Annotated in this window: 14 protein-coding genes; 4 read left to right on the plus strand and 10 right to left on the minus strand. The window is 70.4% G+C overall.

Going from position 1 to position 11,136, the window contains the following annotated elements:
- Positions 1 to 2 precede the first annotated feature (2 nt).
- The 6 genes from ACEZHJ_RS09380 to ACEZHJ_RS09405 all read right to left on the minus strand — a co-directional run bounded on the left by ACEZHJ_RS09380 (position 3) and on the right by ACEZHJ_RS09405 (position 4,633).
- Entirely contained in the window at positions 3 to 149 is a 147-nt protein-coding gene (locus ACEZHJ_RS09380; protein WP_018718136.1) for a hypothetical protein, read from the minus strand.
- Between the two features lie 76 nt (positions 150 to 225).
- Positions 226 to 963: a phosphoadenylyl-sulfate reductase gene (locus tag ACEZHJ_RS09385; protein ID WP_018718137.1), complete on the minus strand. Its 738-nt coding sequence runs from the start codon at positions 961 to 963 to the stop codon at positions 226 to 228.
- A gap of 114 nt (positions 964 to 1,077) precedes the next feature.
- Complete coding sequence (locus ACEZHJ_RS09390) at positions 1,078 to 1,836, minus strand: SDR family NAD(P)-dependent oxidoreductase (RefSeq protein ID WP_163138903.1); 759 nt, start codon at positions 1,834 to 1,836, stop codon at positions 1,078 to 1,080.
- Between the two features lie 10 nt (positions 1,837 to 1,846).
- A complete protein-coding gene (locus ACEZHJ_RS09395) occupies positions 1,847 to 2,245 on the minus strand; it encodes a hypothetical protein (protein WP_240466078.1) in 399 nt (132 codons plus the stop codon).
- Between the two features lie 97 nt (positions 2,246 to 2,342).
- On the minus strand, positions 2,343 to 2,834 hold the full coding sequence (locus tag ACEZHJ_RS09400; protein ID WP_018718140.1) for a TerB family tellurite resistance protein: 492 nt from the start codon (positions 2,832 to 2,834) through the stop codon (positions 2,343 to 2,345).
- 272 nt (positions 2,835 to 3,106) lie between these two features.
- Positions 3,107 to 4,633: a lytic transglycosylase domain-containing protein gene (locus ACEZHJ_RS09405; protein WP_169509140.1), complete on the minus strand. Its 1,527-nt coding sequence runs from the start codon at positions 4,631 to 4,633 to the stop codon at positions 3,107 to 3,109.
- 131 nt (positions 4,634 to 4,764) lie between these two features.
- Between ACEZHJ_RS09405 and ACEZHJ_RS09410 the strand changes: the two genes are divergently transcribed.
- Both ACEZHJ_RS09410 and gloA read left to right on the plus strand, forming a co-directional pair.
- Positions 4,765 to 6,180 carry a phospholipase D-like domain-containing protein gene (locus tag ACEZHJ_RS09410; protein ID WP_018718142.1) on the plus strand — a complete coding sequence of 472 codons (1,416 nt, stop codon included), beginning with the start codon at positions 4,765 to 4,767 and terminating at the stop codon, positions 6,178 to 6,180.
- Positions 6,181 to 6,246: 66 nt separating this feature from the next.
- Positions 6,247 to 6,795: a lactoylglutathione lyase gene (gene gloA / locus ACEZHJ_RS09415; protein ID WP_163138900.1), complete on the plus strand. Its 549-nt coding sequence runs from the start codon at positions 6,247 to 6,249 to the stop codon at positions 6,793 to 6,795.
- An 86-nt stretch (positions 6,796 to 6,881) separates the two neighbouring features.
- On the opposite strand, the gene ACEZHJ_RS09420 is transcribed toward gloA, so the two are convergent.
- Both ACEZHJ_RS09420 and ACEZHJ_RS09425 read right to left on the minus strand, forming a co-directional pair.
- A complete protein-coding gene (locus ACEZHJ_RS09420) occupies positions 6,882 to 7,088 on the minus strand; it encodes a DUF2061 domain-containing protein (RefSeq protein ID WP_163138899.1) in 207 nt (68 codons plus the stop codon).
- A gap of 134 nt (positions 7,089 to 7,222) precedes the next feature.
- A complete protein-coding gene (locus ACEZHJ_RS09425; protein WP_163138898.1) occupies positions 7,223 to 7,921 on the minus strand; it encodes a DUF3429 domain-containing protein in 699 nt (232 codons plus the stop codon).
- A 74-nt stretch (positions 7,922 to 7,995) separates the two neighbouring features.
- On the opposite strand from ACEZHJ_RS09425, the gene ACEZHJ_RS09430 reads away from it, so the two are divergent.
- A complete protein-coding gene (locus ACEZHJ_RS09430) occupies positions 7,996 to 8,538 on the plus strand; it encodes a DUF3833 domain-containing protein (protein ID WP_163138897.1) in 543 nt (180 codons plus the stop codon).
- On the plus strand, positions 8,535 to 9,113 hold the full coding sequence (locus ACEZHJ_RS09435; protein ID WP_018718147.1) for a chalcone isomerase family protein: 579 nt from the start codon (positions 8,535 to 8,537) through the stop codon (positions 9,111 to 9,113). Before ACEZHJ_RS09430 ends, ACEZHJ_RS09435 begins: the two co-directional genes overlap by 4 nt.
- 19 nt (positions 9,114 to 9,132) lie before the next feature.
- On the opposite strand, the gene rmuC is transcribed toward ACEZHJ_RS09435, so the two are convergent.
- Positions 9,133 to 10,665, minus strand: a complete 1,533-nt coding sequence (gene rmuC, locus ACEZHJ_RS09440; protein WP_163138895.1) for a DNA recombination protein RmuC — start codon at positions 10,663 to 10,665, stop codon at positions 9,133 to 9,135.
- Positions 10,662 to 11,048 (minus strand): hypothetical protein, encoded by a 387-nt coding sequence (locus ACEZHJ_RS09445; protein ID WP_163138894.1) that lies wholly within the window; start codon positions 11,046 to 11,048, stop codon positions 10,662 to 10,664. The genes rmuC and ACEZHJ_RS09445 overlap by 4 nt, the downstream gene beginning before the upstream one ends.
- Positions 11,049 to 11,136 lie beyond the last annotated feature (88 nt).

Raw genomic sequence — 11,136 nt, forward strand, 5'->3', positions numbered from 1 at the left:
CGTCAGCGGCGGATGAACAGCAGCGCACCCGCGACGATGGCCAGCGCGCCCATGGCGAGGTCGTCGTAGCGGAACGTGAGGTGGATGATGTCGCGCAGGCCGTGAACGATCAGCCAGACGCCGAGGAGTATCGAGCCGAGATGTCGCATGTCATCCCCACGGTTGCGACGGGTTTGTGATTGTCTCCGTGGGGATTATACCGGTGTCGAACGCGCCTGCGGGGCTTCAGACGTGTTCGTGCAGGCCGCACTCGCGCTTGAGCCCGAAGAAGCGCGTCTGCTCCTCGGTGAGGTCATCGCTGAGCGGGCGGCTGGTGTGCCAGTCGCCGATGGACACGTACCCCTCGTGCCACAGCGGGTGGTACGGCAGCCCGTGGCGGCGGAGGTAGTAGTAGACGTCCCGGTCGCTCCAGTCGATGATCGGGTGGACCTTGTAGCGCCCGTTCTGCACCGCGACCACGTCCAGCTCCGCGCGGGAGCTCGCCTGCTGGCGGCGCAGGCCGGCGAGCCAGGCATCCGCGCCAAGCTCGCTGAGCGCGCGCTGCATGGGCTCGACCTTGTTCATGCGGTTATAGCGCTCTATGCCCTCGACCCCCTGCTCCCAGAGACGGCCGTATCGCGCCTCCTGCCAGGCCGCGCTCAGCGGGCTGCGGTAGACGTGCAGGTTGAGCGCCAGCCGCTCGGTGAGCTCGTCTACGAAACGGTAGGTCTCGGCAAAGAGATAACCCGTGTCGATGAGCACCACCGGGATGTCCGGGCGCTGGCGGGTGACCAGGTGCAGCATGACCGCCGCCTGGGCGCCGAAGCTCGACGAGAGCACCAGCCGGCCGGGGAAGTGCGCAAGGGCCCAGGCGACCCGCGCGGTGGCGTCCGCACCGGCGAGCTCCCGGTTGAGCGCCTCCAGCTCGTCCGCCCCGGGGGCGTCGTGGCGGGTGTGCGTATCGATGGCCGTTGCTGCCGTCATCCTGATCCTCCGCATCGCCTGAAGGGGCGGTTCGCGTGAGGGTCACGATAAGCAACGGCCCTTAATCGATAAAGGAATGAATACCTCTATATTCAAACTATATCGTTATAAACCTCACCGCACCGGCTTCACCGGCAACGCCCCCCAGGACTGGCTGACAGGCATGATCTCCATGCTGTTGATGTTCACGTGGGGCGGCAGGTGCACCACCCAGTGAATGATCTCGGCGAGGTCGTCGGCCACGATGGGGTCGTTGCCGCGGTACAGTGAGGCCGCGCGCTCGGCATCACCGCGGAAGCGCTGGATGGAGAACTCGGTCTCGCACAGCCCCGGCTCCAGGTTGGTCACCCGTACCCGCGTGCCCAGCAGGTCCGCGCGCAGGTTGCGCGAGAACTGTGCGACGAACGCCTTGGTCGCGCCGTAGACGTTGCCGCCGGGATAGGGCCAGCGCCCGGCGATGGAGCCGAGGTCGACGACATGGCCGCGATTGCGCTCCACCATGCCGGGCAGCACCGCACGGGTGGCGTACATCAGCCCCTTCACGTTGGTGTCGACCATCGCCTCCCACTCGTCCACATCGGACTCCCAGGCGGGCTCCAGTCCGCGCCCGATGCCGGCGTTGTTCACCAGCACGTCCGGCTCGTCGAAGGGCGCGGGCAGCGCGCCGAGGCGCTCCATCACCGCCTCGCGGTCACGCATGTCGAGCTCGACGGCGTGCACATGCTCGGGCCCGCCGAGCTCCTCGGTGAGCCGCGCCAGGCGCTCGCGCCGGCGGGCCGTGGCGACGACGCGCCAGCCCTCGGCGGCAAAGCGCCGGGCGGTGGCCTCGCCGAAACCGGACGACGCCCCGGTGATCAGAATGGTCCGTGTCATCCGCCTCTCCTCAGCATTCGATCTCGTCCTCGAGCACGGGCTGGAAGCGCGTGCCGTCGAGCTCCGGCTGCAGCACCACGATGTCGCCCTTGGCGAACACCCCGGGCCCGAGCCCCTGGCTGGCATGGGACAGGGCCTCGGCGGTGGCGCTCTCGTCCTCCACCCCGGGCGGCAGGACGATGAAGAACCCGACCACCTTGTCGTCCGCGCCGGCGAGGGCCCAGCGGGCCTCGCGGCGGGCACGGTCGACCTCGCGCTGGAGGTCGCGGTCGTCGGGGTGACGCATGGCGCCGGCCCGTAACGCGCGGATCAGCCGCTCGCCGAGCGCCCGGGCCTCGTCCCCGGCGTCCGGCCGGCCGGGGATCTGCACCCCGCCGGCGCCCACGAACGCCTGCGCAAACGCGAGCACGCCGCCCTCCGGGTCGGCGCGCACCGCGTCGCGCCCGGACGCGACGGCATCTCGGATCGTCGCGATCTGCCGGGCCCGGTAGTGGCCCGCGCCGGTATCACTCGAAATGGTCGTACTCGTTCATGTAGCTCGTGGAGTAGGCCTGCTGCACACGGATCTTGGCCGCGATGAAGTCGCGGTGCTGGACGTGCAGCAGCTCGGCGATCTTGCGCACGAGCTGTTCCTCGTAGCGGTTCATGTCCTCGTCGGCGAGGCACACGCGCCAGAGCAGCTCGACCACGCCGCACTTGCGCTCGTAGTCGAAGTTCTCGTTGATCAGGCGGGTGAACTCGAAATGATCCGTCGCCTCGTGGGCCTCGTGGTCGGCCAGCTCGATGAGGGCGGTGGTGTCCTCGTCGGACAGGCCGAACACCTCGCGGATGCCCTCGTGGATGGCCTGGAATTCCATGCTGTGCCGCTCGTTGTCCTCCTGCGCCATCTCGATGAGCAGCGCGGCGGTGGCGAGCTGCAGGCGGTGCTGAGGGTCGTTTTCGGGGTGGTCGTTGAGCTGGATCCGCTCCTGGTAGAAGCGCTTGATGGCCTCGAGCATGTCGGCTCCCGGTTTCCGTGCATGCACGGCCTGCCCCGTGTGCCACCACGGGCGGCAGGCCGCCGGGCCAGCTTTCTGGCCCTTCGCCCCCCGGCGGACCGGCCACCGGGGCCTGGGAGTCCGGGCAGCGGGACTCCTGACTCTAATATCGGACGCCGGTTTGCTCAGTGCAAGTCATGGAACCGCCCCGCCGGCGCAGAACCGGCGGGGCGGGAAGGGCGGACGGCCCGGGCGGGAGACCCGCGTGACGCCGTCGGCTCCCGCCGCGCGGCCTAGTAGTTACCGGCAACCCGCGTCGGCAGCGGGGCCTCGCGGACCACAAGCTCCTGGCCGGGCCGGATCAGGTCGGGATCGCCGATATCGTTGGTGGCGATCAGGTCGTCGACACCCATGTCGTAGCGCCGGGCGATGGCGGCCAGGGTGTCGCCGCTCTGCACGGTATAGACCGCGCCGCCCTCGTCCACCGAGAGCTTCGACAGCGGCTTCGGCGGCTTGCCGGCCATGGGTACGCGCAGGCGCTGGCCGATGCGGATGTGGTCGGGCCGGGTAATGCCGTTGACCGCCGCCAGCGCCAGGGTGGAGACGTCGTGCCGCGCGGCGATCGCCGACAGGCTCTCGCCGGAGCGCACGCGGTGGTGCTGATCCGGCCACTGCTCGGCGTAGCGCTGGTCCAGGGATACCCCGGCCAGGGCCTGGCGCACATCGCCGGGCTCGCGGGCGGGCACGCGCAGGGGATAGCCCTCGGGGACGAACTTCTCGCCGGCCCAGATCCCCCGGCCCAGGCCGAGGTTATAGCGGCGCAGGGTATCCTCGTCGATATCCAGGGCGCTGGCGATGGCCTTGGCGGGCATGAAGTCCGGCACCTTGACGATCACCGGCTCCCAGGCGGACTCCGGCTTCACGTCCGCGAAGTAGCGCCCGGGCGCCTGGGCGACGTCCACGGCGGCCAGGATCGCCGGATAGAAATTACGCGAGGCGAAGCCGAAATACGGGCCGTCGTACTGGTGGATGATGGCGCCGATATCACTGCTGCCGACCGTCTCCACCGCACGCTGCATGCCGTTGGCGCCGTGGTTGTAGGCGGTGACGGCCAGCGGCCAGCTGCCCAGGCGGGCATAGTTGTCGGCGAGCAGCCGGGCGGCCGCCTCGGAGGCGCTCCAGGGATCGAGGCGCTCGTCGATGACGCCGTCGATGCGCAGATACTGGCGGCCCGTGCCCCGGGTGAACTGCCACATGCCGGCGGCACCCGCGTGGGAGCGGGCCGCCGGGTTGAACGAGGACTCCACGTGGGGCATCGCCGCCAGCGCTTCGGGCACCCCGTGCTCGCGCAGGGTCCGGCGGATGTAGCCACGCCAGCGCCCGGAGCGGACCAGTCCCTCGCGGAAGCGGTCGCGCAGACCGCCCTGCACCCGGAGGCGGTCCGCGGCCTCGCGGAAATCATCGGCGACGGCATCGCGGGGGAAGACCGCCCGCACCCGCCGTTCCAGCGCCGAGTCCGGGGCATCCGGGTGCGCCGCCAGGCGTTCGAGCACGCCGCGGTATACCGACACCGCCGCCTTCACCGCATCACGCCGGGGCTCCGGCTCGCTGCGCGGCGGCAGATCGATAACGGCATAGATGCGCCCGAGCTCGCGCCGGTCGTGGATTATCGCCTGATCACCGGACACCTGGGTGTAGACGCGTTTCCAGAAGGCGATCTCCGGCGCGAGGTTGTCCGGCCGCGGCAGCTCCGTGGCCGACACCCGCAAAGCCAGCCCCATCAAGGCGGTCACCACCGCCGTCACAAGGACCCTTCTCATCGCCCCCTCCCCCAGGACGTGCACCATTTCGCAAGCATAACCGCGATTTAGCGCTACGCCTACAAGTTCTGTCATAGCTGTGACGCCGATCACGACAGCCCTGCGACCGGGCGCTGTGCTACCGTCGCGCCATGACCGAGACCGTCAGCCCTGGCCTTGCCGGCTGGCTGGTGATCATCGCCTCCGGGCTGATCGCCACCGCCGCCGCCCTGCACGCGCTGCTGCACAAGCGCGATCCGGCCGCCGCATTCGGGTGGGTGGCGGTGTGCCTGCTCTTCCCGCTGGCCGGGCCGGTGCTCTATTTCCTCTTCGGAGTCAACCGCATACGTACCCGGGCGCGGGTCCTGCGCGCCGAGCAGCTGCCGCCGGCAAGCGGCGTACCGGCGGACGAGCATCTCGCCGTGCATCCCGAGTTCACCCAGCAGGCGCGCATCTCCGGGGCGGTCACCGGCGTGCCGCTGACCGCGGGCAACGCAGTGACCGTCCTCCACGACGGCGAGGAGGCCTACCCCGCCATGCTCGAGGCCATCGAGCAGGCCCGCGATCGGATCTACCTCGCCACCTATATCTTTGAGAGCAACCGCACCGGCATACGCTTCGTCCGGGCACTGGCCCGGGCGGTCGAGCGCGGCGTGGACGTGCGCGTGCTGCTCGACGGCGCCGGGGAATGGTACTCCTGGCCGCGCATCCGTCACCGGCTGCGCCGCGAGGGGGTGCCGGTGGCGCGGTTCCTGCCACCCGGGCTGCTGCCGCCACGGCCGTTCGTGAACCTGCGCAATCACCGCAAGATACTGGTGGTGGACGGTGTGACCGCCTTTGTCGGCGGCATGAACATCGGCGACCGCCACCTGGCCCGCAGCCGCGGCGGCACCCGCGACGCCCACTTCCGCCTGCGCGGCGCGGTGGTGGAGCAGATCGAGACGGTGTTCCTGGACGACTGGCAGTTCACGACCGGTGACCGCCGGCGGCCCCCGCCGCGGCCCGCCGCCGAGGAAGGCGAGGCCATGTGCCGCACCCTCATCGACGGCCCCAACGAGGACCTGGACCGCCTGAGCATGGTGCTGGTGGGCGCCATCGCGGCCGCCCGCCAGCGCGTGCTGATCATGACGCCCTACTTCCTGCCGCCGCGGGAGCTCACCGCCGCGCTGCAGGCGGCCGCGATCCGCGGCGTGCACGTCGACATCGTGCTGCCCGGACACAACAACCTGCCGTTCATGCACTGGGCGACACGCAACGTGCTCTGGGAGCTGGTCAAGTGGGGCGTGCACGTGCACTACCAGCGCGGGCCGTTTGCGCACACCAAGCTGCTGGTCGTGGACGACCACTACGCCCAGATCGGCTCGGCGAACCTCGACCCGCGGAGCCTGCGGCTGAACTTCGAGCTGGTGGTGGAGGTGTTCGACGCCGCCTTCGCCCGGCGCATCGCCGCCCATATCAGGCACGCCGTGGAACACGGCCACAACATCACGCTCACGGAGCTCTCGGGACGGCCGTTCCTCGCCCGGGTGCGCGACGCCTTCTTCTGGCTGTTCACGCCCTACCTTTGAAAACCCTCGCCCCGCCCCCATCCCGGGGCAGGTCGATCATACAGCCAACGACTCAAGGAGGACTGCATGTCCCGTCACTTCGAGCAGGCCCCGGGACTGTGCGAGAGCCCGGACCCGGAGACGCAGCAGTACGTATTCAACCAGACCATGGTGCGCATCAAGTCGCCGGAGCGCTCACTGGACTTCTACACCCGGGTGCTGGGCATGCGCCTGGTCCGCAAGCTCGACTTCCCGGAGATGCGCTTCACGCTGTACTTCCTGGGCTACGTGGACGGCAACGACGCGGCCGGCGTGCCCGCCAACGACGACGCGCGCACCACCTGGACCTTCGGGCGCGAGGCGATGCTCGAGCTCACCCACAACTGGGGCACCGAGGACGACCCGGCGTTCAGCTACCACAACGGTAACGACGAACCCCAGGGGTACGGGCACATCGGCATTACCGTGCCGGACGTGTACGAGGCGGCCGAGCGGCTCGAGCGCCTGGACGTGCCATTCGTCAAGCGCCCGGACGACGGCCGGATGAAAGGCCTGGCGTTCATCAAGGACCCGGACGGCTACTGGATCGAGATCCTCCAGGCCGACATGATGGAGCGCCAGAAGCGCGGCGGCTGAACGGATCACCGGGTCCCCGGGCGGCAGGAGGGACGGAACCGCCCGGGGCACCCCGGTGCCCGGTTACCCATCGACCCGCGCAGGGCTCAGGCCGCCATGGCCGGGGGGCCGCCGGTCTCCCGGCGGGCGCGGTGACGCTCCCAGAGCTTCTCGTGGAAGAAGAACGCCACGGTATTGCACATCGGCTCGATCAGGCCCACCAGCCCGCCGACGGCGAGGCTGCCCGTCAGCATGTAGACGACGCTGACGGCGATACTGAAGTGCATCATGGCGAAGGTCAGCGTCTTGATCATGGCATTACCCTCCGGGACGGGTGTTCGATGCGTTCATTTAAATATTAGTGATTCGCATTTATATTTACAATCGAAGTTCCCTTCCCTTTCGATAGCCACCATCTATTCAACCCGGTTCGGGCCGCCCACTGCGCTCAGGCCAGCCCTATCCCGACCGCCCCCAGCATCAGCGAGACCACCGCGCCGGCGGTAAGGTGATCGCGCAGCCGGCGGAACCAGCCCGGGAAACCGTCATCACCCCAGCCAAGACGCTCCACCGCCCGCCAGCCCGCGAGGGCCGCGGCCAGTACCACCATCCCGGGGAGCGGCGGCAGGAGCACGCCCGGCCAGGCCAGCAACGCGGGGACCACGGAGAGCGCCATCCCCGGCGGCGACGGCGCCGGTGCGGCCACCGCCATGCCCCAGTGGACCGCGCCGACGAAGCTCAGGATCACCGCGGCGTAACCGAGCAGCGCCGCCGCCACCGTCGGCCCGCCCCCGGCGAGCAGCGCGATCGCCCCGGCCGCGAAGGGGATGAGGCCGCCGTAGCCGCACGCCGCGGCCACCGCCGGCATCCGCGTGTCCAGCGTACGCAGTCGCGCCGCCGCCTCGATGCCGCCGGCGAACCGCCGGTCCACGAACACCAGCGGCAGCGTGGGATGGTCCACCGCCTCGCGCAGGGCGCGGTAGCGGGCCCTCGCCGTCTCGTCGCCCATGCCCAGGACCACCTCCGCGCAGTCCGGCCCCAGCCGGGCGGCAGCGTCCCCCAGCGGGCCCAGGTCCGTTATCGGCGAGCGCACCACCACGACCCGGGCCCTGCCGGTGATCTCGTCCATCCACGCCGTGTCGTTCATCGTTCCGGCCTCGTCACTGCCCGATTACTGTCCTATCATACCTATACATTACCGATACAAATATGGAACACGCCATGCAGCGACGTGCCGCCCTCCTCGCCATCATCATGTCTGCGCTGCTCGTCACCGCCTGCGCCGGGCCGCAGCCGCGGGACTACGCCGACACCGGGCCCCGTTTCGACCTCGCCGCGTTCTTCACCGGCCCGGTGCGGGCCTGGGGGATCTTCCAGGGCCGCGACGGTGAGGTCCGCCGGCGCTTCACCGTGGACATCGAGGGCCGGATGGAAGGCGACACGCTGGTGCTCGACGAGCGCTTCCGCTACGCCGACGGCGAACGCCAGCAACGGGTGTGGCGCATCGAGCGCGTGGACGCGCACCACTGGCAGGGCGAGGCCGGGGACATCGTGGGCACCGCCGCGGGCTCGGAATACGGCTTCGCGCTCAACTGGCGCTACACCCTGAAGCTGGCGGTCGATGGCACGGAGTGGCAGCTCGCCTTCGACGACTGGATGTACCGCATCGACGAGGACACGGTCATCAACCGCGCGCAGGTGTCGAAATGGGGCATCAACGTGGGCGAGGTCACGCTGTTCTTCAGAAAAGGGGCGTCGTCGTGACGCGGCTCGCGGCGTTCTGCCTGGCGCTGGCGCTCGCCGTCCCGTTCGCCAACGCGGCGCCGGTGCTCGAGCACGGCGCGCGGTTCGAGCGCACGCAGCAGACCGAGGCGGGGCGGCTGCGCCTGGCGGGCACCGGCGTGGCGACCTACCGGGTGCTGTTCACCGTCTACGCGGCGGCGCTCTACGTCCCGCCGGGGACGCCGTCGTCACAGGTACTGGACGACGACACCCCGCGGCAGCTCGCCATCGAGTACTTCTACGACATCAGCACGGCCGACCTGGTGCGCGCGGCCAATACCGTGCTGGAGCGCCAGCTGGACGACGCCACCCGCCGCGAGCTGGCACCGGCGATCCGGCGTTTCCACGCCCTGTACAAACCGGTCAGGGAAGGCGACCGCTACACCATGACCTACCGCCCCGGGCACGGCACGCGCCTGGCGCTCAACGGCCGGACCCTCGGCAGCGTGCCGGGGGCGGCGTTCGCCCGGGTCTACTTCGGTATCTGGCTGGCCGACGGGGCGCTGTCGGCGTCACTGCGCGCGGACCTCACCTCACGCCTGCCGCCCTCCGGCTGAGACGGACACCGGGGGGCGGTCACCCCCGCCCGGAGGCGGCATCCCCGCTGTTGCCGGTGTCCTCCTCCCCGTCCCCGCCCTCGTCCTCTTCATCCGCACCCGCATCGGCCACCAGGTCCGCGTTGAGGCGCTTGCGGGGATTGAGGCCGAGGCGGCGGAGCTGCTCGACCTGGCGTACGAGGTTGCCGCGCCCGTCCACGAGGCGCCCGCGGGCGGTGTGATAGCTCTGCTCGGCGCGCTGCAGGTGGGTGCCGACCTCGTCCAGGGCCTCGACGAAACCCACGAACTTGTCGTGGAGCTGGCCGGCGCGCTCGATGATGCGCTCGACATTGCGGTTTTGGCGCTCGTACTGCCAGATCCGCTCGATGGTCTTGAGCACGGCGAGCAGCGTGGTCGCGCACACCGGGATGACCCGGCGCTCCATGGCCCGGTCCACCAGGCCGGGATCCGCCTCCATGGCCGCGAAGTACGCCGGCTCCACCGGCACCCACATGAGGATGTAGTCCAGGGTACGGTTCTCCGGCAGGCGCTCGTAGCCCTTGCCGGCGAGCTCATCGATGTGGCGGCGCACCGAGCTCACGTGGGCACGCAGCTGCTCCTCCCGCGTCGACTCGTCCTCCGCGTTCGCATAGCGCTCGTAGGCGGTCAGCGAGACCTTGGAGTCGATGATCACGTCGCGCTGCTCCGGCAGGTGGATGACCACGTCCGGGCGCAGGCGGCGACCGTCGCCGTCGGTGTACTGGGGCTGGATCTCGTACTCCTCGCCCCGGCGCAGTCCGGCGGTCTCCAGCAGCCGCTCCAGGACCAGCTCGCCCCAGTCGCCCTGGTACTTGGTGTCACCGCGCAGGGCGTTGGTGAGGGCGCTGGTCTCGCTGACGATGCGCGAGATCTCGTCGCGCAGGGTGTGGCGCTCCTTGCTGGCCTCGCGCACGTCCCGGTGCAGGCCCTCGATCTGCTCGCGGAACGGGCGTAGCAGGTGGGTGAGCTGCTCGCTGCTGGTCTGGCGGAAGGCCTCGCTCTTGTGCTCGAAGATGCGGTTGGCGAGGTTTTCGAACTGTTCGCTCAGGCGCTTCTCCGCGTCCGCCAGGCTGCGCTCGCGCTCGGCGAAGGCCCTCTGGCGCTCCTCCGCTTCGGTCTCCATGCGGCCGATGCGCTCGCGCAGCTCGCCGGCCTCGCGGGCGTGGCGGTCACGCTCGCGGACGGTCTCGTCGTAGCCCTCGCGCAGCTCGGCGACACGCTGCTCCAGCGCCTCGGCCCGGCTGGCCAGCGCCGCGTGCTCGCGCTGCAGGCGGTCGCGCTCTGCCACGTAGGGCTGCAGACGCTCGCACTCCCGCTCCAGGGCCTGGCGTTCACCCTCGCGGGCCGCGAGATCCTCCCGCAGGGCGTGCTCGCGGGCCTCCGCCTCGGCCAGCGCGCGGCGTGCCCGGCGCCCCCCGAGCAACGCGGCGGGCAGCACGAGCATCGCCGCGGCCACCGCGGCGGCGACGGCCGCCACCGTCCACTGCGCTGGCGTCCACGAGGCGATCCCGGCGAACAGGGCGTCGACGCTCATGCGTCGTCCCCGCGGTCAGCGGCGTCGCCGCTGTGTGCCTCGCCGGCCTCGGAGCACACCCGCCGGGGCTTGCCCCCCGGGCCGCGCCGGATCTCCTGGGGCGCCCCGCAGACCGGGCAGACCAGCGAATGCGAGCCACCACCGGCGACCCGGCCCGCACCGCGGCCGTGCCCGCCGCGGCGGTTGTAGACGGCCCCGCCGGCGGCGGCGATCAGCCAGAGCACCAGCCACACCGGGGCCAGGCGCGCCAGCACGCCCAGCACCGCACCGGCGTCGCCACCGGGGTCCGGCAGGCCCTCGTGACCGAAGACCAGGAAGAGGTAGCCGGCGACGCCGACGATCACGAAGGTGTACACCGGCAGGCGCACGCGTCGTTCGCTCATGTCATCCCGCTTTCAAGATTCATCCCGTAACATACTAACCGGTTCACGGGAGACGCCACCGTCAGGGCACCCGTGACCGCACGATACG

The sequence above is a fragment of the Arhodomonas sp. KWT2 genome, from assembly GCF_041949875.1.
GTDB lineage: Bacteria > Pseudomonadota > Gammaproteobacteria > Nitrococcales > Nitrococcaceae > Arhodomonas > Arhodomonas aquaeolei.